The organism is Myxosarcina sp. GI1 (assembly GCF_000756305.1).
In the GTDB taxonomy this organism is placed as follows: domain Bacteria; phylum Cyanobacteriota; class Cyanobacteriia; order Cyanobacteriales; family Xenococcaceae; genus Myxosarcina.
This window is the reverse complement of record NZ_JRFE01000051.1, coordinates 57,345-81,554: the sequence shown is the minus strand read 5'-3', so window position 1 is coordinate 81,554 and position 24,210 is coordinate 57,345. Positions and strand designations below refer to the sequence as shown.

At 42.5% G+C, this 24,210-nt stretch carries 21 protein-coding genes; 8 read left to right on the top strand and 13 right to left on the bottom strand.

The features are described from left to right. Window positions 1–1,584, top strand: a 1,584-nt coding sequence (locus KV40_RS27360) for a malectin domain-containing carbohydrate-binding protein (RefSeq protein ID WP_216595745.1), incomplete at its 5' end; no start/stop codon positions are given. Window positions 1,585–1,823: 239 nt separating this feature from the next. On the opposite strand, the gene KV40_RS27355 is transcribed toward KV40_RS27360, so the two are convergent. From KV40_RS27355 to KV40_RS27335, 5 genes are all read right to left on the bottom strand, one after another. Then, complete coding sequence (locus tag KV40_RS27355; protein ID WP_036487853.1) at window positions 1,824–2,039, bottom strand: hypothetical protein; 216 nt, start codon at window positions 2,037–2,039, stop codon at window positions 1,824–1,826. Window positions 2,040–2,912: 873 nt separating this feature from the next. Then, complete coding sequence (locus tag KV40_RS32695; protein ID WP_052056006.1) at window positions 2,913–3,407, bottom strand: anti-sigma factor; 495 nt, start codon at window positions 3,405–3,407, stop codon at window positions 2,913–2,915. Between the two features lie 85 nt (window positions 3,408–3,492). Next, complete coding sequence (locus KV40_RS27345; RefSeq protein ID WP_036487874.1) at window positions 3,493–4,152, bottom strand: sigma-70 family RNA polymerase sigma factor; 660 nt, start codon at window positions 4,150–4,152, stop codon at window positions 3,493–3,495. 109 nt (window positions 4,153–4,261) lie between these two features. Beyond that, entirely contained in the window at window positions 4,262–4,804 is a 543-nt protein-coding gene (locus tag KV40_RS27340; RefSeq protein ID WP_036487851.1) for a late competence development ComFB family protein, read from the bottom strand. Between the two features lie 206 nt (window positions 4,805–5,010). Next, window positions 5,011–5,868, bottom strand: coding sequence for a M23 family metallopeptidase (locus tag KV40_RS27335; protein ID WP_036487848.1), 858 nt, complete (start codon window positions 5,866–5,868; stop codon window positions 5,011–5,013). Window positions 5,869–6,126: 258 nt separating this feature from the next. Here KV40_RS27335 and uvrC point away from each other — a divergent pair, with 258 nt between their 5' ends. Next, entirely contained in the window at window positions 6,127–8,010 is a 1,884-nt protein-coding gene (gene uvrC / locus KV40_RS27330) for an excinuclease ABC subunit UvrC (protein WP_036487846.1), read from the top strand. 152 nt (window positions 8,011–8,162) lie between these two features. On the opposite strand, the gene KV40_RS27325 is transcribed toward uvrC, so the two are convergent. Further along, window positions 8,163–8,399 (bottom strand): hypothetical protein, encoded by a 237-nt coding sequence (locus KV40_RS27325; protein WP_036487844.1) that lies wholly within the window; start codon window positions 8,397–8,399, stop codon window positions 8,163–8,165. Between the two features lie 712 nt (window positions 8,400–9,111). Here KV40_RS27325 and gorA point away from each other — a divergent pair. The 4 genes from gorA (at window position 9,112) to KV40_RS27305 (ending at window position 12,812) form a co-directional block, all read left to right on the top strand. Beyond that, a complete protein-coding gene (gene gorA / locus KV40_RS27320) occupies window positions 9,112–10,458 on the top strand; it encodes a glutathione-disulfide reductase (RefSeq protein ID WP_036487842.1) in 1,347 nt (448 codons plus the stop codon). After that, on the top strand, window positions 10,459–10,902 hold the full coding sequence (locus KV40_RS27315) for a hypothetical protein (protein ID WP_036487839.1): 444 nt from the start codon (window positions 10,459–10,461) through the stop codon (window positions 10,900–10,902). It begins immediately after the preceding gene. A 232-nt stretch (window positions 10,903–11,134) separates the two neighbouring features. Continuing rightward, window positions 11,135–12,055 (top strand): FTR1 family protein, encoded by a 921-nt coding sequence (locus KV40_RS27310; RefSeq protein ID WP_036487837.1) that lies wholly within the window; start codon window positions 11,135–11,137, stop codon window positions 12,053–12,055. A 160-nt stretch (window positions 12,056–12,215) separates the two neighbouring features. Continuing rightward, a complete protein-coding gene (locus KV40_RS27305; RefSeq protein ID WP_036487835.1) occupies window positions 12,216–12,812 on the top strand; it encodes a sulfite oxidase-like oxidoreductase in 597 nt (198 codons plus the stop codon). 129 nt (window positions 12,813–12,941) lie between these two features. On the opposite strand, the gene KV40_RS27300 is transcribed toward KV40_RS27305, so the two are convergent. The 6 genes from KV40_RS27300 to KV40_RS27275 all read right to left on the bottom strand — a co-directional run bounded on the left by KV40_RS27300 (window position 12,942) and on the right by KV40_RS27275 (window position 20,585). Then, window positions 12,942–14,546, bottom strand: coding sequence for an iron uptake porin (locus KV40_RS27300; RefSeq protein ID WP_036487832.1), 1,605 nt, complete (start codon window positions 14,544–14,546; stop codon window positions 12,942–12,944). Between the two features lie 276 nt (window positions 14,547–14,822). After that, window positions 14,823–16,316: a mannitol dehydrogenase family protein gene (locus KV40_RS27295; protein ID WP_036487830.1), complete on the bottom strand. Its 1,494-nt coding sequence runs from the start codon at window positions 16,314–16,316 to the stop codon at window positions 14,823–14,825. Beyond that, window positions 16,285–17,430, bottom strand: coding sequence for an ABC transporter ATP-binding protein (locus tag KV40_RS27290; protein ID WP_036487829.1), 1,146 nt, complete (start codon window positions 17,428–17,430; stop codon window positions 16,285–16,287). The genes KV40_RS27295 and KV40_RS27290 overlap by 32 nt, the downstream gene beginning before the upstream one ends. A gap of 30 nt (window positions 17,431–17,460) precedes the next feature. Next, entirely contained in the window at window positions 17,461–18,282 is an 822-nt protein-coding gene (locus tag KV40_RS27285) for a carbohydrate ABC transporter permease (RefSeq protein ID WP_036487827.1), read from the bottom strand. 4 nt (window positions 18,283–18,286) lie between these two features. Then, window positions 18,287–19,204: a carbohydrate ABC transporter permease gene (locus tag KV40_RS27280; protein ID WP_036487825.1), complete on the bottom strand. Its 918-nt coding sequence runs from the start codon at window positions 19,202–19,204 to the stop codon at window positions 18,287–18,289. A 31-nt stretch (window positions 19,205–19,235) separates the two neighbouring features. After that, the gene (locus tag KV40_RS27275) at window positions 19,236–20,585 is read right to left on the bottom strand and encodes a sugar ABC transporter substrate-binding protein (RefSeq protein ID WP_036487824.1); all 1,350 of its coding nucleotides are present in this window, start codon (window positions 20,583–20,585) and stop codon (window positions 19,236–19,238) included. A 156-nt stretch (window positions 20,586–20,741) separates the two neighbouring features. Between KV40_RS27275 and KV40_RS27270 the strand changes: the two genes are divergently transcribed. Next, complete coding sequence (locus KV40_RS27270) at window positions 20,742–21,545, top strand: SDR family NAD(P)-dependent oxidoreductase (protein ID WP_172657355.1); 804 nt, start codon at window positions 20,742–20,744, stop codon at window positions 21,543–21,545. 190 nt (window positions 21,546–21,735) lie between these two features. Beyond that, window positions 21,736–22,698, top strand: a complete 963-nt coding sequence (locus tag KV40_RS27265) for a sugar-binding transcriptional regulator (RefSeq protein WP_036487821.1) — start codon at window positions 21,736–21,738, stop codon at window positions 22,696–22,698. A gap of 16 nt (window positions 22,699–22,714) precedes the next feature. Here KV40_RS27265 and xylB read toward each other — a convergent pair whose 3' ends face one another. Continuing rightward, entirely contained in the window at window positions 22,715–24,181 is a 1,467-nt protein-coding gene (gene xylB / locus KV40_RS27260; RefSeq protein ID WP_036487819.1) for a xylulokinase, read from the bottom strand. Between the last annotated feature and the right edge of the window lie 29 nt (window positions 24,182–24,210).

The window sequence follows — 24,210 nt, the reverse complement described above, 5'->3', positions numbered from 1 at the left end:
TTTGAAGTGGCAACGGCGACTGTCGAAGTGACCGACGGTAAGCTGACGGTCGATGCTATCGGTGGCACCAATACTAAAATCGACTATTTGGAAATTGCTGCCACTAATGAATCTCCTAATATTAATAACGCTGCAATTGAAATTGAAAACTTAGACGGCGCACCGTATTCAGACCGCCTGGTATTCAGTCGCTATGGTAGTTTGACCGACTCGCCTAGCGATCGCTTTCACGATGTAGCAGAACTCAGAATTAAAAATACAGGTAGCGATCCTTTAGAGATTGAAGATTTAACAATTGTAGGACCGTGGGAGCTAGTTGATGATAGTGTATCATCAGCTACAATTGCACCCGATGAAGCGTTAGATCTAGGAGTGCGCTTTATTGCCGATAGTGGTAATTTGGCGACTGGTAGTTTGACGATTGAATCTAATGATAACGACGATCCAGAAACTGTTGTCGAGCTTTCAGGTTTTTGGCAACCAGATTCAGAACTTGGCGAGCCAGATCTATTTGAATCGTTGAAATTATTAGGATATACTACCGAAATTATCGGCGAGGATCAGCAATTAAATCAACAAGGTCTAGTTCAGGCTATTGGAGAAGAAGTATTATCTCCCTACTGGCAAGCTGCCGACCCATCTCAACCCATACAAATACGTCAGTTAGCGGCATACCATATCAATCCCTCCAAAGCCAGTGTGTTTTGGTATGAAAAAGGTAGTAATGAAGCCGAATTAATTTTTGCTCATGAGGGTCAACAAGCACAAAGTGTACTACCAAATTTAGCAGATTCGACCGAGCCTGCAGAAGGTATTATCGATTTTGACGGCACCTTTGGCTTTAAAGTTGATTCTGAATGGAGTAATCCTAAAAATAATGCCCGACAAAAAGATATTGAAAATGGTGCCCCAGGTCCTGCCGGTCATCATGTCCGTTTTTGGCCAGCACGCGATCGCCAGGGAGAGTTAATCGCAGACACGTACCTCATGACGATGGACTATTCTGGCATTAATTATGACTATAACGACAATATTTATCTGCTTTCTAACATTCAGCCAGAACCGCAAGAAGCTCTATATCGTATCGATGCGGGCAGCGAGACACCATATACCGATACTGAAGGTAATGTTTGGTCGCCAGATACGGGGTTCTTCGAGCCAGCCGATATAGCAGTGATTGAGGACAATGGACCTGCCGAATTTGCTAATACCGAAGACGATCTACTCTATCAAACTTATCGCGCTAGGTTTACAGGTTCGACTTCTCAAGAGGAACGAGTTCTTTCTTACGAACTTCCTTTAGACACCACAGAACCAGTAGATATTCGATTGCATTTTGCAGAGGCATTTTGGGGTGTAGAAGATCGTCCTGGTGAGGGTCAACGGGTTTTTGATGTCAAAATTGAAGACACAACGGTAATGGATGACTTTGACATTATTACAGAAGCTACTGGTGCTTTAAATGCTATGGTAGTTCAAATAAATGATGTACGAGTATCAGATGGTATTCTCAATCTAGACTTTGATGCTTCGGCAAACTTTGCTGCTATTAATGCTATAGAAGTTTTACAGGCAATAGATTAGACAATCAACTAACAAAATACATACTTATATCGAGTTCTAGACATTCAATCCTACATACATTAGTTCGGGTTTAATTTTACGTCCGCTCTATTTAGCCCAGCAAATATCTATTTTCTGTTTATTTTTATTAGATATAGTACTACGCATTCTAGGGTAAGACAGTTTTTCAAACTTGATACTTGCTACTTACGAGCCGATAGCTATAGATGTCTTAATCTAGCTTTGTACAACTATATTAGCTACACGACTACGCCTCGAATATCAGACTCTTCTAGAACAATGGTAGTTTCCGTACCTATTCGTCCAAAATCTGGTTCCGAATTCATAATCATTTCTACTGTATAAGTCCATTCGTTAATTTCTAGCTGACAATCTTTAATTTTGCCTATACCCCCAATAAAGCTAACTGTTTGATTTAGTTCAAATTTAGGCTGGGTAAAACAATTTGTACTCATTAGTTCAACTTTTTTTGACTCAATAAAATAATTAATTTAAAAAATAGGCAATACTTGGCGATATTGTGTCTGGCTAGATAACAGTTAACGAATAAGAAAAGTAGGATTGCGATTTTTATCGATCGAAACAAAATAGTTTGGACACTATTATCTTTGTGTTGAATATGTCCTCTAATACAAAATCGACTTAGTTAAATTTTTCTAGAAATAGCCAAATGTATTCGACCATTCATAGTCAACTGCTGCGTCAAATTTATTTCTTAATAAGTTATATTACTTAACAAATTTTAACAAAGAGTCTATCGAAAGAAATAATTACATTTATTTAAAGCAGCTTGTTTGTTGTGAATTTATATGCAAAAATTGTTGCTGTGGTAATTCGATCGCCAAAAACTTAAAAAATTGCCAATTTCAGGTTATTTTTTATACTTGAATTGTTGACAAGCCACTAAGAGCTTTTGAAAACAAATTTAGTTTTAGGTTGGTTTTTTTATTAAACTGAAGAAATAGATAAAGCTTTATATTTGAGCAATTTAAACGCGTTTCTTGTTTTTATTTTCCATCTATACCCACTTAAAATATATTATTTTAAACAGTTAATTTAAAATATACTTATCTAAGTATGGAATCTGATTATAACTAAAGACAGATGAATATAAACTTATTTTTCGCATAAAAAATGAGCTAAGCAAATGTAATTGTTAGCTCAAAAATTATAACAATGGTAAATAATATTAATTTTTTTTATTTATTACATCTATTTGAATAAAGTTTTTTTGTCAAAAATAAGATGCGGAATATTCAGAAATGTTTTAGTTCTTGAGCTTTATCCGGTTAATTTGGCTAATCACTTAAAAAATATCAAAAACGCAATCAGTCATCTTGAGGTGTGGCTACAGCGGCTTTTGGTATTTTTACTGCTGGTTTGTCAACTGCTACTGCTAACATAATAGGCGATTTGACAGAAGGAGATTTTACCAGTTTAAGGGCAGGAGAATTAGAACCTGGAACTATACCAGATATTAAGGCAATAAAAGCTGCTGCGATCGCGCTGCCGCTCCAAACTACAACCTTTTTGCGGCGTTGAGTGCGATCGATTCCTTGAAAGACTTTAAGGGACAAATCTTCGGTGGATAACTCGCTAGAGGGAGCGGTTAAATGCTGCATTTGAGACTGTAGCTGTAACAAGCGAGCATACATTTTCTGGGTTTCGGGTTCGCTATCCAAACGACGTTGAATTTCGTTACGCTCTGCTGGAGATAATTCGCCATCTAGATAAGCACTTAACAGTTCAAAGCAATCCAAATCTCCGCAAGCATTGTTTTCTTCCGAATTATCGCGGCGATCGCGATCGAAATCTGATGTCATGAATGATACTACCGTCACTTTTTATTTAATTGAACCGAACGAAAACAGAGAAAAATTAGCGTACTAGCTAAGCTTATTTACCAATCTACTCTTCATCAATGTAGTTTTGCAATACCGTTTGTAGTTTTAATCTAGCTCTGGCAATTCTGGATTTTACCGTACCTAAAGACACGTTTGTTATTTCGGCAATCTCTTCGTAAGCCAAACCTTCAATTTCTCGCAACACAATAGTGGTACGAAAAGTTTCAGGCAACTCGGCAATCGCCAAATGCAAATGTTCGTAAAATTCCCTGGTGGCTAAATTTTCATCGGGTCCTGGAGTATCGGCAGGAAGTTCCCAATTTATTTCACCATCATTCATCTGTAGTGGTGCATCCAGAGATAGAGGTGTAGACACTCGTTTGCGTTTGCGTAATTCATCATAAAAAAGATTGGTTGCAATTCTACTAAGCCATCCACGAAATTTGGCTGGTTCTTGCAAACGATTGATATTACGATAAACGCGAATCCATACTTCTTGAACTAGATCGGCTCTTTCTTCCCAGTCTGGTGCTAAATGATAGAACAGGCGATTTAAATGAGATTGATATCTCCGTAATAATTCAGCAAAAGCTACTCGGTCGGGCTGCGAACCTTCTTGACAGCGCACAATTAAATCGTAGTTAGAGAGTTTTGCGGAAGTCACTAAATTGTTAGTTTCACTCACCTCAACTCTTGACCATGATACAGGAAGAGATTGACTCATAAACTTAGTTAAAAGCATTATATGATTTCTCAGCTTTTAGACTCAATTGCTAAAGCAAAAGTTCCCCGAAGATTTTCAATTAGTTGGCAATCTCTATAATTTATTGACTTTAATTAGTCTGAGATTCATAACTAGGAGCGTAATCTTTTAATAGACTGCTAAGTTGAGTAGCTACATTAGAATCACTTTTAGCACTAATAGCCTGTCGTTCTGGATAAAATTGTGGTCGATCGAGATATCGAGCAATTGCTTCGCTTACCTGTTGGCGGATTAACTCTTGTAGTTCTTCTCTGGCTCTTTGACGCTGATAGTTTGCTCCTTCTTCAGTAGTGGCGTATAGAGGGGGTAAGCGGTTGAGAGCATAAGCGGCAATGTCACCAACATCAAGAGAACTGTCGCTAGTTTGTTCGATTTCTGCAACGCGAGTAATTGCTTCGCTAAGAACTAACTCTTCCATGACGTTGATAAACTGCTTGCGAGGAACTGCTACGACTTCTCCTGTAAGCAAAGCTCCCATAAGTTTGTCTAAAGCCGTATACTCTTCAACAGATAATTCTGCTGCTGCATCGCAAATACGTCCAACTTCTGCTTCCATAGCTGGAGTTAGATAGCCATCTTGCAGAGCTTGTTCTACTATTAATTTGATTCCCATAATGTTTTTAAAATATTTTCCCTAAACAATCGGACTTAACGACCTATCTTAGTCTCTCTTACCAGAGATCGAAAAGGGAAAGAGACAAAATAGCTGTCAATTAACAGTTTATGTGCGGTAAATATTTAGATATCTATGTACTTGTTTTGACAAATTTCAAGACTTTGGACGTAAATTAATAGCCTATTTTAGCAACATATTTTTATTTATTCAATTCCTGTAAATCTCCAGGGAACTGGGTCTACAGCTATACCATTAACGTACAACCCCCAGTGTAGATGAGGACCAGTAGAAGCTCCCGAAGAACCTACCGTACCAATTCTCTGCCCTGGCTGAACCATGTCTCCTTCTCGCACATAAATATCTTGTAGATGCATAAATATACTAACTACACCTTGACCGTGATCGATACCAATAGTATTGCCATGTACGTGAAAGTCTTCGTCTTCTCTGCCAATTAGCCTGACTTTTCCTGCGGTTGGTGCGACTACTAACGAACCACTGCTGCCTGCATAGTCAACGCCTTTATGGTAATAATCATTAGCAAATTCACCGTTATAATAACGCCTTACCCCAAATACCGTAGAAACTGATGCAGAACTCGGTTTAGTGAAAGTACCGTTCCAGAACTTTTGAGGTGTAACCAAACTTTTAAATTCTGCTACCTTTTCTAGTTCGGTGTCAGTAGCTGGTCTGGAAGCTTTACCAGTCAACCAAATGCGCTGAATGGGAAAGACGCGATTTTTCAACCAGACACCAATATTGCTGGTCGATTCTTCCCCTTCGACACGAACGGTCATTTTACCTGGAGGATCTAAAGGCGAAGTTGGGATTAAAGCTCTATAGCGATCGCCAAGTGGAAAAACTGGATAATTTTTTTCTTCTAAATTTACGATTGGTGGTGGACTAGTGTTATCGTCTGGAGTTATTAAAACCGAAATAGTATCGCCCATTTGAGGTGCCTTTGGCGATATATCTACTTCTAAAGCGTTCACAGCGGTAGGAATTGCGATTAAAAATGTTGTCGCTGCCCAAGTAGAAATACTTCTCAAAGCATTTAGCATAAATTTATCTTTCTTTGCCCGAAAAAATAGTGAATAGTAGATAGTGTATTCTTTACTAACACAGATTTAAGAAAAGTAAAAAGGTAAAAGTCAAAAGTTAAAAGTAATTCAGGCTTTAGAAAAAAGACATTGAGCATTTAATACTGTTCATTGCTCATTGCTCATTGTCAAGCGATCGCGCCGATGGGGTTTTTTCTACCACCACTGTAATTGAATCTTATCTATCATTTTAAATAGGGAACAAATGTAACTATTTAGATGAGCGCAGCGATAGAAACCAAACTCTTACTAAAACAACCCGAACTTTTGGAAACCCGTCTTAAAGAAATTCCAGCAGAACCTGGAGTGTATTTTATGCGGGGTAACAATGACGATATTCTTTATATTGGCAAATCTAAGAAACTGCGATCGCGTATTCGTTCTTATTTTCGCGACTCGCAAAAACTGAGCGATAGGATCGCCATGATGGTGCGTCAGGTAAGCGAAATCGATTTTATCGTTACCGACACCGAAGCCGAAGCTTTAGCATTAGAAGCCAATCTAATCAAACAGCATCAGCCTTATTACAATGTGCTGTTAAAAGACGATAAGAAATATCCCTATGTTTGTGTTACCTGGTCGGAAGATTACCCCCGCATTTTTATTACTCGCAAACGTCGGGCTAAAAACGAGAAAGATCGTTATTACGGTCCTTATGTAGATACTCGCTTGTTGCGCTATACCTTACACATCATCAAGCGCGTGTTCCCGTTGCGTCAGCGTCGTCAACCTTTGTTTAAAGACCGACCTTGCTTGAACTACGATATGGGTCGTTGTCCTGGAGTGTGTCAGTCTCTAATTACCCCTGAAGATTATAAAAAAATCATGCAAAAGGTGGTCATGGTGTTTCAGGGTCGAACCGATGAGTTGGTAAACACTCTACAAGCTCAAATGGAACAGGCGGTAGAAAAGCTAAATTTCGAGCAGGCTGCTAATTTACGCGATCAAATTAAAGCTTTATACGGTCTAAATGCCGATCAAAAAGTATCTTTGCCTGACGACACCGTTTCTCGCGATGCGATCGCTCTAGCTGCTGACGATAAACACTGCTGTATCCAGCTATTTCAAATCCGCGCTGGACGTTTGGTAGGACGTTTGGGTTTCTTTGCCGATGCTCAATCTGGTACTGTAGGAGCAATTTTACAACGGGTACTAGAAGAACATTATTCTACTGTCGAACCGATAGAAATTCCTGCTGAAGTTATCGTGCAGCACGAGCTACCAGAAGGAGAAATGTTGACTGACTGGTTGAGCGATCGTAAGGGTAGAAAAGTTAGTTTGGTAGTTCCCCAACGCCAAACTAAAGCCGAACTAATTGAGATGGTAGAACGCAATGCCAATTACGAGTTAGAGAGAACTCAAAGAACCAGCGATCGCAATACTCAGGCTTTACAAGATCTGACGAGTATTTTAGATCTACCAGAATTTCCCAAACGTATTGAAGGTTACGATATTTCTCACGTTCAGGGTTCAAATGCCGTTGCTTCTCAGGTTGTTTTTGTCGATGGCGTACCAGCCAAACAACATTATCGTCACTATAAAATTAAAAATCCTACCGTTACTATCGGTCACTCTGATGACTTTGCCAGCATGGCAGAAGTAATTCGCCGCCGCTTCCGCAAGTACGCCGCAACAACTTCATTAGCAGAAATAGAAAGCAATGACGATTTTCCCGATTTAGTAATGATAGATGGTGGTAAAGGACAGCTATCAGCAGTGGTTGCCGTCTTACAGGAGATGAATCTTTTAGAACGAGTAAAAGTAGTTAGTTTGGCTAAAAAAAGAGAAGAAATTTTTCTGCCAGGAGAATCTATACCTTTAAATACAGAAGCCGAACAGCCAGGAGTGCAGTTACTGCGACGAGTTAGAGATGAGGCACACCGCTTTGCCGTAAGTTTTCATCGTCAGCAAAGATTAAAAAACAACAGGCGATCGCGTTTAGAAGAAATTTCTGGTTTGGGTTTTCACCGTCAAAAACAACTGCTGGCGCATTTTCATTCGATTGACTATATTCGTGAGGCTTCAGTAGATAAATTAACAGAAGTCCCTGGTATCGGTCGCAGTTTGGCGCAAGAAATTTATAGTTATTTTCATCCTAATTAATTCTAGAGCAGTGCAACATGGGATGGTTGAATTTAACTGGGAGACTTAGGGACGAGAAGACCAGGGGAATAACTAATTGTCGATCGATCTAAATCATTACGTACATATGCAACGCCAATTTTAGTTTTAGTTATGACGATCTAAAGCCAAACTTAACTAGAACGGTAATTATGAGTTAATTCTTCAGTATGTTTGCTGTTTTGAAATGGCTGCCATTCTGTAGATATATCTTCAACTACAGTTTTTTTACCTGGTGATTCTAAAAACAAAACTTTAATTGTTGGTTGATAATTTTTGCCAATTAATTCGTGTCCGTGTCCGATCACTTCACCTACATGACCCGTCTTTTTTTGTCGAACGCGATCGCCTATATTAAACATGACTTTCATAATTTTTAAATTTGGTTGCTTTAGTTGCTAAATAAACTTAGAAAACAAAGTCTTAAATCATCAATCAGTATAGTTAAGTCATTTTTTTTATTCGTCTAACTTTAGGCTTACTATAAATAAATTTAATGTTAAAAAATATAAACACAAATTGCGATCGCTTTTAGTTATAAAACTACACACAAAAAAGTACGAAAGTGTACGTTAGCTTTGGTTTGTTTTTGTTTAAATAATAAAAAATGTCTTTTAAAACAAGAAATAAAAAACCGCTAAAAATCATAGTTCTTATTAGTAATGGAAAGCACAAAAAAATAAATTTATTTATAGCAATTTTGTAAGTAACTATTGTGGTTCTGTTCGAGTCATTAAAAAACTTAAGAACCTATAAAGTTTCTGATGAAAACAATATCTTCGTTTCAAATTTTGTCATGTATTTTAGGGCAAACTATCTTGTAAATTGTAAAATTAAGTACTTTTACAAACTAAAACAGTAAAAGATTAATTAATCGATCGCAGCTTTGGGCTATAAAATAGTTCTGCTAAAAGACTCTTATACCGAGATAAAATGGCACGTAGGACAATTTTCAGCCATTCCAAAATAAAAAAAAACTATGGCAGTTTACGTTTAAAGTTAAACACTCAGACAGATGTAATATTTCTTGACATTGTATTAACCTAATTGACAGTCTATGTTTATTAAGGTTAAAGAAAAAATATGTCTGGCGATCGCTTCGACTTATTAGTTATTGGCGCGGGTTCTGGCGGAAACTCAGCAGCACAAAAAGCAGCCTCTATGGGATTTAAAGTCGCTATCGCCGAAGCTAAAGCAGTGGGTGGTACTTGTTTGAATCGCGGCTGTACTCCTAAGAAATTGATGGTCTATAGTGCAGATTTTGCTCTAAAAGAAAAACTAACTTCCAGCTATGGTTGGAATAGTTGCGATCGCCAGATCGAATTTTCGGTGTTGACGAACAACATACATCAATATCTATCGAAATTAGAACAAAATTTTGTTGACAAGCTCAAGGAATCGGAAATTGAATTAATTTCCGAACGCGCTACGTTTATCGATAAGCAAACAGTTAAAGTAGGCGATCGCCAGATAACTGCCGATAAAATTATTATTGCCGTCGGCGGACATCCCAACAAAATAGATATTCCTGGTAGCGAACACGCCATAACCTCTGACGGTATGTTTCATCTGCAAGAAGTTCCTCGGCGTTTTGCAGCCATAGGCGGAGGCTACATAGGAGTAGAATTTTCTAGCATGATGAGTGCTTTTGGTTCTCAAGTTACCTTGATGGACACGGACGAGTTAATACTATCGGGGTTCGATCGCGATTTACGCCTGGGGGTGCAGCGAGGATTAATCGCTAGAGGGGTAAACTTTTTACCAGAAACTACGGCTAAAGAAATCGTACCACTAGCAGATGGATTGCAGTTAAATCTATCTACTGGAGAAAGTCTAGTTGTCGATACTATCTTACTAGCAACGGGACGAACTCCCAACACCCAAAACCTTGGTTTGGATAAGGCAGGGGTAGAAATAGGGGAAAAAGGCGAAATTAAAGTAGATAAATATAGTCGTACCACCCAGGAAAATATCTATGCCATTGGCGACTGTACCAACCGCATACCCTTGACACCCGTTGCCAAAGCAGAGGGGAGAGCAGTAATAGATACGGCATTAGGTAATAATCCTAAAACTGTAGAATATCAATACGTCACTTCAGCAGTATTCGCACGTCCCGAAGCCGCTACGGTAGGTATGAGTGAAAATGAAGCTCGTCAAAAATATGGCGATCGCATTCGCTGTCATCAAACCCAGTTTCAAACCATGCTTTATAGCTTTGCCAAATCTGATGAGTCTACTCAGATAACTATGAAGTTAGTGATAGACGAAGACGAAAAAATTCTAGGTATACACATGGTTGGAGAACATGCTGCCGATATTATTCAGAGTTTAGCTGTGGCGGTACGTCAGGGAATAAGCAAACATGACCTCGATGAAACTATTGGTATTCATCCTACTATTGGGGAAGAGTTCCTCACAATGTACTAAATGTTTTATCGCTACGATTTTGGAATATTAACAAGTATGGCGATCGCCGCAATTTTGTCTGGCTGTGCCACAACCAAATATACCCAATGCGAACAAATATTTAATATCGCCCGTCAAGTTACCAATCGCTCGGAAACAATAGCCTATACAGCTAAGGGTAAAGCGATTGAGTTAAAAACTTGGCTAGAAACAGCAAAACTAATGGATACCACTTCCAGACAACTCGAAGCTCTACCAATAGAAGATCTGCAATTAAATGAATATAAGACCAAATTAGCCAGCGTCTATCAAATTTATGGAGCGGCAACTTTAGATGCAGTTAAAGCCAGAGAAGTTAAAGACTTGACTGCTCTGAAAACCGCTCGCGATCGCGCTCGTTCTGCTGGAAAACTACAGCAAGAAGCAGTAGCTCAAATCAATTCTTATTGTTTGGGCGATCGATAGTAACTGATGTTACTCACTAATTAGTCGATCGAGGCTGGGTAATGGATAATGGGTAATGGGTTAATACAGTTCGTTTGACAATTATTGTTTGAAAGCGAAGCTCGGGGAAAAGACAAAGGGGAAGGGGCTGAGTGATGGCATTTTTCTAATTTTATTAGTTGAAACTATTCTTTTGCGTAACATCAGTTACTAAGATGAATTTATCTGTAACAACTTTTTAAATTTACAATATATGGACTTAACTGCTGCCTTACCGACGTTTCTCGTTACCCTCAGAGAAGGATTTGAAGCGGCTTTAGTTGTCGGTATCGTCATGGCTTGTTTGCAAAAAGCCGATCGAGCAAAGCTGTATCGCTGGGTTTATTTAGGTATTATCGGCGGCATAGTTGCTAGCATTGGAGTTGGGTTTATCCTTGCTGGTACTCTAACAGGAGCCGAAGCAGCGGGAGGAATTTATGCACCTGTTGTCAAGCAGTTTTTAGAAGGAATTTTTGGACTGGTAGCTATTGTCATGCTGAGTTGGATGTTGCTGTGGATGACCCAACAGGCTAAATCAGTCAAAGGAGAGGTAGAAGGAGCGATCGATGAAGCTTTAACTGGTGATAATGCAGGACGAGCGGTGTTTATATTGATTTTTATCGCCGTCCTGCGTGAGGGCTTTGAAACTGTTTTATTTATCTTGGCGAAATTTCAACAAGAATGGACTATGCCAGCTTTAGGTGCGATCGCTGGATTGTCTTTAGCTGCCGTTATGGGAATAGCTTTATTCGCCCTGGGAGCCAAAATTAACATCCGCCTGTTTTTTCAGGTAATGGGCGTATTTTTGTTATTAATTGTCGGTGGTTTGGTGATGGGTGCGCTAAAACATTTTAATTCTGCTTTAGATTTACTATCTCAGCTATCGACCCTCAATCTTTGCCTTCCCAATAGTGGCTCTTGTATTTTAGGCAGTCAAGTTTGGGACGGCTCGCAATTACTACCAGATAAAGAATTTCCTGGTATTCTACTCAAGGCTTTATTTGGCTATCGGCAAACATTATATTTAGGACAAATTATTGCTTATGTTTCTTTCCTAGCAATTATCGGAACGGCTTATTTTCAGAGTTTGACAGGCAAACCAACAGTTACCAATAAACAAGCTTTGAATGAGTAATTAGGTAAAATTAAATTTGTTGAAATAGCTTTTAAACGGGTACAAATTTAAAATAGCGCGACTCGTCTTATCATACTGACGCTCTCTTTCATAAATAAAAACCCATTACCCATTACCTACCCAAACATTTTCTAATTGATTAAACGTATATAGTAAAACCATGCCAGGAAAATTTTTTCAAAAACCAGAACCCGCTCAAAGCGATCGTGTTCCGCCAGGACAATATTTAGCCAAAGGTTTTCCCGTACTTACCTATGGAGAAACACCGCAGATTAGTACCGACGAGTGGCAATTTCGCGTTTGGGGGTTAGTAGAAGATAAAACTTTTACCTGGTCGGACTTTATGGATTTGCCCCAACATGACTTTACCGCCGATTTTCACTGTGTAACTCGCTGGTCGAAACTAGATGTTAAATGGACGGGAGTTAAAGTTACTGATTTTGTCAAAGAACTGGCGATTGACAAGAAAGCAACTCATATTCTGCAAACTTGCTACGGCGACTATACGACCAATTTACCAATGGAAGACTTTATTCGCGAAGAAAACTTTTTTGCCCATACTTTAAACGGCGAACCCTTACCAGCAGAACATGGAGGTCCAATGCGGCTAGTAGTACCCCATCTTTATGCCTGGAAAAGTGCCAAATGGATTAACGGTATTGAATTTATGAAAGGCGATCGCCTGGGATTTTGGGAACGAAACGGCTACCACAGTCGAGGCGAACCCTGGGCAGAACAACGCTATGCAGGACGATAGAAGAAACCAACTGTATTTGTTATGTACAACCTGCCTGTGTATTTAATGAACAATGAGCAATGAGCATTTATCGTCTGTAGTGTTCGATGTTCGAGGTTTAACGTACTGCGATATATAGACGCTCGCCGTTTAAAAATCAAAAGTCGTACGTAATACCCCAACATATTGTGTATCATTACTGCTATCATTTTCAGGATTAAAAACTATCCAAAAACCAGGAGTTACGGAGATGTTGTCGTTAACTCGCCAGCTATAAAAAGCTTCAAGGTGATAGGCATTGTCACTTTCTTCGCGAACATCGCTGGAAGCAACATGGGGGGGTATCCCAAAGAGAATTCCTGGTAAGTTACCTTCTCCTCCTAAATCGGGAAAAGAGACTCCAATCGCCCCATACCAACTTTGGGCATTGTCGCCCTCACTGATAAAAAGAGTGTCTGTTTCGCCCAAACCATTGGGAACCGCACTAATATCAGAACTTTCGGCATTTGCCCAAATATATCCACCCCAAGCGTGAATTTGAAACTTTTCTGTAAAACGGTAAAACCCTTGCGAAGCTACAATGTCGTTTGAAGTAGCGATGTTGTCTCCAAAAGGAGTAATAGCAAGCAGGCTGCCCGTATTTCCAGTCAAGTTAACGTTGCCACCAGGACTATAGCCGTGAGAATATGCCAGACCAATACCTCCTTGCTCTCCTAAATAGACCAAGTGTGCCAGGGCATTGTAACCGCCATTAAATAAACCATTTTTCTCAGAAGGCAAATTGGGATTATCTCCTAAATAGTCCACAGTTAAGGTAAAGTCTTCGGCAAATTCCCAGTTGGCAGCAGCACCACCGCCACCCCGACGAAACACGGGATTATAAGAACCAAATAGGGAGGGAACTCCATTACCATCATCGGCAATCAGGGCGGGAGTTACAGTATCTGTAATATCAGTGTAGCCAATGCCTGCAGTTCCTACTACAAAGGAAAGCGAATCGCTGACGGGAAATAAATAACGTATGTGGGGAGCAGTAAGGTCGTTATCGGTACCAGCGTCAAAATTGAGCCTGGTCATTCCCGTGCCTGTAGCTAAAGCAATTTGACTGTTGCCATCGGCATCTAAAAAATTACCAAATTCCAAACGGACTCGCAGCAAATCTCTACCAGTAAAACTACTTTCTAAGTTGAGACGACTGCGATTGGCAAAGTAAGTTTGAGAAAGATCTTCGTCACTACCAATACTATTGCCAAAAGTATCGCTGATAGCAGTGATAAATTGAGCGACGAGTCTGGTAGTTGTGGAAAACTGTTGTGATTCTAGTGCTGTGGTACGCAACTCTAAATTATCTACTCGTCCTTCTAAATCTGCTAGCTCGGTACCAAAATCTCTCTGCAATCTTTCTAGAGTCATCAAGTCTTCTCGACGAAGATAATCGCTATTGCCGGCAATTAATTCGGTAATGCGATTGAGACAGGCATCTAGACTTACAGCAAATTCATAACGACTCAAAGCACGATCGCCACGATAGGTAGAATCTCGATAGCCTGCAATGCAGTTATAGCGTTCGACTAAATTTTGTAATGCTTGATATGCCCAGTCTGTGGGTTTTACGTCAGATAGCTCGGAAACGGAAGTGACTTGTGCCTGTAAGTAGCGATCGCTTTTTGTGGAAATATCGTTTACAGGTACTGCTAAGGCTGTTGAAGATATTAATAAAGTAAACGAAAATCCGTATAAGAAACTTTTTAGCATTGAATTTATATCAGATTGTGAAAAATATAAGTTTGAGATAAAAAGGACAGATATTAAGCTGAAAGTAATATTCTTATTCAGTAATCTGCCCCATGTTTGAATTGATTTAGCAATGGAAACCGCGCCCATTTCATAGGCAGAGGAAAACACGCCAAGATGAATCTAAGCTTCATCTTGTAATTAATAAGCCAGGTCAAATTTTAAATGCTCCTCTCACTCCTGGTATAAAAATTTCGTCTTGGTGCGAAGATCGAATTATTCAAACAGCCGATAAAGTTAGGATTGTAATAGTTGCGATAGAGTCTTTGCCGTTCCCAGTTCGTACAGTTGTGATAAGTATTTGGTCGCGGTTTCCACAAAACGCGAGGACTGAGAGAGATTGCCAAACAACTCCGTAAGTTCGAGCAAGGGACGGGGATTAGAACCGCCTTCAAGAGCGCGTTGCGTCAGGGTATCTGCCATTGGATCGTCAATGGGCATCGATCTACCCCGGTCGCTCTTGCCATTGAGATAGCGGAACCAAGCAGCGATTGTCAAACTGATGTAGTCAATAGAGCCATTCTGCTGTAGCTTGTTTCGTAGAGAGCCTAGTACCCATTTCGGAAGCTTGGCAGAACTGTTGAGACAGAGGCGAGGAAGCTGGTCGCGAATTTTAGGATTGGAGAACCGTTCGACCAGGGTTTGTTTGTATTCGTCGAGGTCGATTCCCGGTACGGGTTTGAGTGTAGGCGTAACTTCTGCCATCAAGTGTTCGACCGCTTGACGAATCAGATCGTCAGCCATTGCCTCATGGACGTAGGTGTAGCCCATCAGCGAGCCGAGATAGCCAATCAGAAGGTGGCTGGTATTGAGTAGCCGCAGTTTCATCATCTCGTAGGGATGCACGTCCTTAGTCATCAAAACACCGACTGTTTCCCAATCGGGTCGTCCCATACAGAAACGATCTTCAACTACCCATTGAATAAACGGTTCTGCTACTACGGGCCAAGCATCATCAATATTAAATTGCTCGCTCACCATTTCGAGATCGTCAGGTGTGGTCGCGGGAGTAATGCGATCGACCATGCTGTTGGGAAAAGCAACATTTTTGGCGATCCAGTTACCCAACTCTGGATTTTGTCGTTCGGCAAAGGCAACAAGCATTTTACTGACGACTTTGCCATTACCTTGAATATTGTCGCAAGATAAGACGGTAAAGGGTGGTAAATTTTGCTGTCGCCGACATTCTAAGGCAGCGCAAAGAAAGCCATAAACTCCCTTTGGTTGGCTGGGATGCTGAAGATCGTGCTGAATAACAGGATGATTTATTTCTAACTCACCACTGCCTTCGACAACGTAGTAGCCCCCCTCTGTAATAGTGAGGGTTACGATACGACATTGCGGATCGCTGAGGGTGTCGATAACAGCTTGAGGGTCGTCAGGAGCAAATAAATATTGGGTAATCGAACCGATAACGCGGGCACGATCGCCTTCTGGAGATCTCTCTACCAAAGTGTACAAACAGTCCTGGGAATTTAGTGCTTCTTGCATCTTGCGGTCGTATTCGAGCAAGCCAACGCCACAGATCCCCCAGTCGCTGTTGGGATGCTGTTCGAGGTAGTTATCTATATATAAAGCCTGATGGGCGCGATGGAAACCGCCTATGCCAATATGGACGATCCCGTTAGTTATGGCAGTGCGATCGTAACGGGGGATGCGCACCCGATCTGACAAGCGCGACAGGGACGCTCGATTGAGCTTAATAGCCGACTTGGTGCTGGGGTCTTTCATGAGATTTATCTACAGTGAGGTGGTGACGCTGAGTTTTGGGAATGGCAAGTTCTTGGGCATCAAATAAATGACATAGTTCTCCATCGATATGGATGGGAACGCGATCGCGAATTTGGGCGCGATTATCACCATCGGTTTGCACGATTATGGTGTCTCCGCCAGCCATTTTGACGTAGAGGTAGGTTTCGCCACCGAGTCTTTCTACAACTAATACTTCTCCCATTAAGGTAGGATTATTAGCATCGATGCGTAGATGTTCGGGCCGAATTCCTAAAGTAGCGCGATCGTCTACTCTCAGGGTTTTGGGCTGTACTGGCACGGTGACGGTAGTATCTCCAGGCACCCTAACTGTAGTACCCGAGTCTGTAACTCCTGTTGTCGTGACGGGAAGAAAGTTCATTTTTGGCGAGCCGATAAATCCCGCCACAAAGCGATTTCGGGGATGGTGGTATAGTTCTAATGGCGAACCTACCTGTTCGATAATGCCACCCTGAAGAACGACGATTTTATTGGCTAGAGTCATTGCCTCTACCTGATCGTGAGTAACGTAGATCATTGTCGCCTGTAGGCTATCGTGGAGGCTGGATAGCTCGATTCTCATCTGTACCCGTAGCGCGGCATCTAAATTCGATAGCGGCTCGTCAAACAGAAATACTTTCGGATCGCGAACCAAAGCACGTCCGATCGCCACTCGCTGTCTTTGTCCGCCAGAAAGAGCCTTGGGCTTACGGTTTAGTAGTGGCTCTAGTTGCAGTATCCGCCCGACTTCTCTAGCTCGTTCCAGTCGTTTGGCTTTGGGTACTCCCGCCAGACGCAGACTAAACGCCATATTCTCAGCAACGCTCATGTGGGGATAGAGAGCATAGGTTTGAAACACCATCGCCAAGCCCCGTTTATCTGGAGGAACTTCGTTCATGCGCTCGCCATCGATAAGTAACTCGCCAGAGGAAATGTCCTCTAGTCCAGCAATCATCCGTAGTAAAGTCGATTTACCGCAGCCAGAAGGACCGACAAAAACCACAAATTCTCGATCTTCAATATCTAGATCGATGCCTTTAATAACCTCGGTATCGGTATAGGTTTTACGAATGTTTCTTAAGGTAATAGTTGACATAATTAACTCAACTTTAATAGATATAAATTTTTACTTGACAGCCCCAAATGTCAGACCACGAACTAACTGCCGTTGACTGAGCCAGCCAAAAATTAGAATTGGAGCGATCGCCATTGTCGAAGCAGCAGACAGCTTTGCCCAAAACAAGCCTTGAGGACTGGAAAAAGAAGCAATAAACGCAGTAAGCGGTGCAGAGTCATAGGTAGTCAGATTTAAGCTCCAAAAAGCTTCATTCCAGGACAAAATGATTGACAGTAGTGCTGTAGAGGCAATCCCAGGCAGGGATAGGGGTAACAATACGTGTACCAGTTCCTGATAGGTGGTAGCTCCATCCATGCGATCGGCTTCGAGAATGTCCTTGGGAACTTCTTTGAAAAAACTGTAGATCATCCAAACCACAATGGGCAAATTGATTAGAGTGTAAATAATAACCAATCCAATCCGAGTATCCAGCAATCCCGTTTCCCTTGCCAAGATGTAAATCGGCACTAGTACGCCCACTGGAGGCAGCATTTTAGTTGAGAGCATCCAAATCAACGTACCTTTAGTACGGGAGGTAGGGAAGAAAGCCATTGCATAAGCTGCGGGAACTGCCAGCAGCAGTGCCAGAACAGTTGCTCCTAGAGAGATTAAAACACTATTCCAGGCATAGTTAAAGTAAGAAGCTCGCTCTTGAATAGCAACATAGTTTTCTAAAGTGGGTTGGAAGAAAAGCTGTGGCGGTGTAGCAACTGCTGCCACTTCAGTTTTAAAGCTGGTAACAAACATCCACAAAATGGGAAAGAAGAGAATAATAGCTACCAGCCAGCCTAAAAGGGTTATAAGCCATTGACGAGAATTTTTATTTGCCATGAGTTTAAGTATCTAAATTACGAGCGACACTACGAACGAGGAAAATTGCCACCAGGTTAGCCAGAACCACAGCAATTAGACCTCCTGCCGAAGCACCGCCAACATCAAATTCCAGCAGTGCCTTGAGATAGATGTAGTAAGCCAAATTAGTAGTAGCTAATCCAGGTCCACCGCCTGTAGTAACAAAGATTTCGGCAAAGATGGTAAGGAAGAAAATAGTTTCAATCATTGCCACTACTGCGATCGCCCGACTCAGGTGAGGCAGCACTACAAATCGAAACAGTGCCAGTGGACGTGCGCCATCCATACGAGCCGCTTCTAATTGGTCGGTATCGAGGGACTGAATCGCCGTTAGCAGAATCAACAGCGCAAACGGCAGCCATTCCCAGGACACGATAATAATAATTGACAGCAGTGGCAGATCGGCAAACCAGTCAATCGCTCCTAGTCCCAGTCCGCGAGTAATTTGAGCAAACAGTCCGTTAACTGGATGCATCAGCATATTTTTCCAAATCAACGCGCTTACCGTTGGCATCACAAAAAATGGCGAAATTGCCAGCACCCGTGCAATGCCTCGTCCGAAAAAGTCTTGATTATACAGCACCGCAAGCAAAGTACCCAAGCCAATGGTAATCAGCAACACCGAAGCGACTAAAATAAGGGTTATGCCGATGGAAGTCCACAACGCGGGGTCGGTAAGGATAAAAACAAAGTTTCCCAAGCCAACAAATTCACGGTTTTCAGGAATCAGCAGATTATATCGCTGCAAAGAAAACCAAATTGCCATTACTAGCGGTACAATCATCCAGAGCAAGAGGACAATTACCGATGGAGCTACCAAAGCTAAGGTAGGAATCTGTTTGCGCGATCGCTTTTTGGATGGTGGTGGGCTATGCTGTGTGGTTGCTACTGAAGAAGTCATATTTAGATTTCAGATAAAAGCTAATAATTAACTACTCGATATACCCCGTATGACGCATAAAGCGTTGGGCGACTTTTTGCGAGCGCTCGATTGCCTCCTCTACGGATAAGCGATCGGCTAAAGCAGCCGCCATGCGCTGTCCTACCTGAGTTCCAATCGCCTGAAATTCAGGAATATCGACATATTGAACTCCCTTATAAGGAGTAGGTTTGGAAGCAGGATGGTTGATATCAGCAGATTTAATAGAATTAAGTACGATATCTGCAAAGGGAGCAGCCTGCTGATAGTTGGGGTTGGTGTAGGTTGAGGTGCGAGTTCCTGGCGGCGCAGCTATCCAACCGTGCTTTTCGGCAACCAACCGCACATACTCTTTAGAAGTCGCCCAGGTTATAAATCGCTGAGCTGCTTCGGGATATTGCGAAGTTTCGGGAATTGCTAAAGCCCAAGACCACAGCCAGTTTGAGCCATTAGGATATGTTTCTATGGGAGCGCGAGCAAAGGCAACGCGATCGGCAACTTGCGACTGGTCGGGGTTAGAAAGCAATCCAGCAGCAACGGTAGCATCGATCCACATTCCGCATTTACCAGTGGAAAACAGTGCCAAGTTTTCATTAAAACCATTGGAACTAGCCCCTGGCGGTCCATAGTCGTTCATCACATCGACATAAAAGCTAATTGCCTTTCGCCACTCTGGAGTGTCGATTGTCGGCTGCCAGTCCATGTCAAACCAGCGTCCTCCATAGGTGTTGACTAGCGTTGAGAGAAATCCCATATTCTCTCCCCAACCAGACTTTCCGCGCAAGCAAATACCATAAACTCCGTTAGCTGGATCGTGTACCTGACTCGCCCACTTGCCCACCTGCTCGTAGGTGGGATTTTCGGGAACGGTAATTCCAGCTTTTTCAAACAAATCGCTGCGATAGTAAAGCATCGAACTCTCACCATAAAACGGCAGCGCATAGAGTTTGCCGTCATTAGAAAGTCCAGTGCGAATAGGATCGAGCAAATCGTCAACATCGTACTCGGCAGGAAGACTATCGAGAGGTTTTAACCAACCGCGTCTTGCCCAAATTGGCGTTTCATAAGACCCAATGGTGACGACATCAAACTGACCTCCTTCGCTGGCAATATCGGTGGTGGTGCGCTGACGCAGAATATTCTCCTCTAGCACCACCCAACGCAATTCGATGTCTGGGTTCTCGGCAGTAAAGCGGTTAGAAAGCTCCTGCATGACTACCATATCGCCATTGTTAACGGTAGCGATGGTCAGGCGTGTTTTCTTTGCAGCCTGGGGATCTGCCGAACAAGCGTGTAATAACTGTACTAGCAACACTCCAATTAGGAATGTTACCAGCACTTTGGCGAAGCGAAATCGGCGCATCGCAAAGATTCCTCTAATTGCAAAAAATTAAACTAAATGTAAACTTATATTCGATATGCGAGCAAAAGCTCATAATTAAAAATCATACCGAGGTTTTCTCATAAAATGAAAAAGACTGTATCATTTGCAACAATTCTTGATGGAGAGGAAAAGATAATCATGGTGATCGCAACCTATAATTTTCGGGGCAAAACCATCCTCATTACAGGCGGGGCGGGAGATATAGGTAAAGCCACCGCTCGGCGTTTTGCCGAGAATGGAGCGGAAATTGTGTTAACAGATATTAATGAAGCAAAAATGGCTGAGGTAGCTGAGGAACTCAAAGCATACGGTACGCCAATTCACACCTTTTGCTGCGACGTAACTCAAGCTAAGGAAGTAAAACAGGTCTTCACAGAAGCTGTCAAGCAGGTAAAACGCGTAGATTACGTCTTTAACAATGCTGGCTATCAAGGGGCTTTTGCAAAAATTTTCGAGTATCCTGACAATGATTTTCGCAAAGTTATCGATATTAATGTCGTTGGTGTTTTTAATGTTCTTAAAGCTGCCGCCCAATGTTTGCGAGAGGCTGGAGGCGGTGCGATCGTTAATATGGCTAGTCATGCAGGGGTTGACGGTCCGCCGAATATGTTAGCCTATGCTGCTTCTAAATTTGCCGTGATTGGTATGACCGAAACAGCAGCTAAAGACCTTGCTCCCGACAAGATTCGCGTCAATGCCCTGTCGCCTTCGCTAATAGGTCCTGGCATGATGTGGACTCGTCAAACAGAACTACAGGCTCAGGCTGGCTCCCAGTATTTTGACTCCGATCCCAAAGTAGTAGAACAACAGATGATTGACTCCGTACCCATGCGCCGTTTGGGTAGTTTGGCAGAAGTTGCCAATGGAGTCGCGTTTTTAATGAGCGATGAAGCTAGTTACATTACTGGGTTCAATCTGGATATTACTGGAGGACAGTAAAGAGCAGGGTGCAGGGTGCAAGAAAGAAAAAATTACCGCGATCGCTCTTGATTGGCATACGTGTAATTAATTTGGCTTATCTAATTAAGATAGAATCAATCGACTATAATTTGAGCATAACAATTTTGCTTGAGTATTTGCTCAAAAACTTTTCACACTAAACTTGAAATTTATCTATCTATCGACAGATATGAAACAACTTGGTACTGCTAAAAGCGATCGCAAACTCGATCTGGCGGCTCATGCGGCCTGGCTCTACTACATCGCTGGCAATACCCAAGAAGAAATTGCCACGAAGCTAAATATATCGCGACAGGCAGCGCAACGATTGGTAGCATTAGCTGTAAGCGAAAAGCTAATTAAATTTCGCTTAGATCATCCTTTGAGTAACTGTATTACTCTGGCGGAAGCCTTGCGCGATCGCTTTGCTCTTTCCTTATGCGAAGTAGTTCCCAACAGCATTGGTAAAGGCGATCCGCGTGCTAGCCTCGGAGTCTGCGCCGCCAATCATTTAGAGGCTTATTTGGGAGCGAAAACACCAAACATTACTGCTCTCTCGTCTGGTCAAACCTTACGGGCAATGGTAGAGCAAATTCCATTAATGGAGCGACCCCAGCACAAAATTGTCTCTATTATCGGCAATATGTCTCACTACGGGCGGGCGGGTCGTCACGAAGTGGTAATACATCTTTCCGAACGCACCGACGCTCAAGCCTATCCCTTACCAACTCCAGTTGTGGCTATTTCTGTTGAAGAACGCAAGCTGCTGCAAACCCAGAGATCTTTTCTCGCGATCGAATCCCTGGCGAAACAAGCCAAGGCTACCTTTATCGGCATCGGCGACATTACCTGGAAAGCTCCACTACACGAAAATGGCTTTATCAACGATGAGGAAGTAGCCGAATTAATCGAATTAGGAGCGGTAGGAGAAATTGCTGGCTGGGCATACGACCAACAGGGAGACTTATTAAAACAAGGTACTAATACCCGCGTTGCCAGCGTTTCTCTAGAACAACCTGTTAGTAGGCTGACAATTGCCGTAGCTGGCAGTATTAACAAAACCGATGCAATTCTAGCAGCACTAAAGGGCAAACTAATTAACGGCTTGATTACAGATGAGGAAGTTGCCGAAGCGATTCTGGTGAGTTTATAGCTTCTTAATAATCCGCTCATCGAACAGCTTTGAGGGCTTCATATAGAAGAGCGTATCGCTCAAAAGCAGATTCGTAAGCCGAACATTGCTGGGGATGGACGATATTACCCCCTTCAGGCAGAATCTCGAAGGCTGCTTCTAAGTTAGGATAAGCCCCCACCCCTACCATTGCCAAAATTGCTGCTCCGTAAGCTGCACCTTCTTCTGCTTGAGGGGCAACCAGTTCGATCTGCAAGATATCAGCCAAAAGCTTAAACCACAAGGGCGATCGCACGCCGCCCCCAGTCGCTAGCAGTTGCTGCACTGGAGTAATCTCTTGAATTATCTCTAAGGCAGCCCGCAGACTAAATGCCACCCCCTCCAAAACGGCTCGAATCAAATCGCTCTGGCTGTGAGCGAGGGACAGATTTACCCAGGCACCCCGCGTATCGGGGTCGAGATAGGGGCTGCGTTCTCCTGCTAAGTGGGGTAAAAACAATACCCCCCGCGCACCAGGCTCAGAACTGTCTGCTAATGCCATTAAATTTGTAAAGGCAATATCTGGCGCAAAGGTGTCTCGATACCAGCGTAACGCTCCTCCTGCTGCTAATGTCACCCCCAGCAGATGATACCCTCCATCTGCATGACAAAATAGATGCACCCGACCTTCTGGATCGGGAGTGGGGCGATCGCAAGGAACAAAAATAACTCCAGAGGTACCGATGCTCAGACTACCGCGATTGGGTTGGCGGTCTGAAATACCTAGTCCGATAGCAGCAGCAGCATTGTCACCCCCACCAGCCACGACGGGTAAACCCGCAGGTAGTCCCACGCGAGCGGCTATGTCTGCTTTCAGCCGTCCTGAAATTGCTGTAGATGCGACCACTGGAGGAAACAAATCCGAACTGAGTTTGAGTGCAGCTAAAATCTCTCTATCCCACTGGCGACTTGCCAAATTCAAACAGCCTATGCCAGAAGCATCCGAAGGTTCCGTGGCTGTTTCCCCCGTAAGTACATAGCCGAGGTAATCTTTAGGTAGTAAAATTTGCCTAACCTGCTTGTATGCCTGGGGTTCCTCAGAACGCAACCATAGAAGTTTTGGCAGTTGAAACCCCGTAACTGCTGGATTTCCAGTACGCTGAATTAAATCGTGCCGAGGTACTACCGTCTCTATTTCCTCAACTGCTTTACCCGTACGCTGGTCGTTCCACAAAATCGCAGGGCGGATTACCTGCCCCTGAGCATCAAGGGGCACCATACCATGCATTTGCCCTGATAGACCCAAGGCGATCGCCTGTCTTCCATTCAACTGCTGAGTGACATCGCTAAGAGCCTTTAAGCTGGATTCAATCCAATCTGACGGGTTTTGTTCTGTCCAACCAGGATGTGGAGTTAACAAAGAATAGCTATAAGTCGCTTGAGCAACGATCCGCCCTTTAAGATCGACAGCGATCGCTCGTACGCCTCCCGTTCCCAGATCTAAACCAATAACAACGTCAGACAATTAAACCTCCTTATATGTTTATTTCAAAT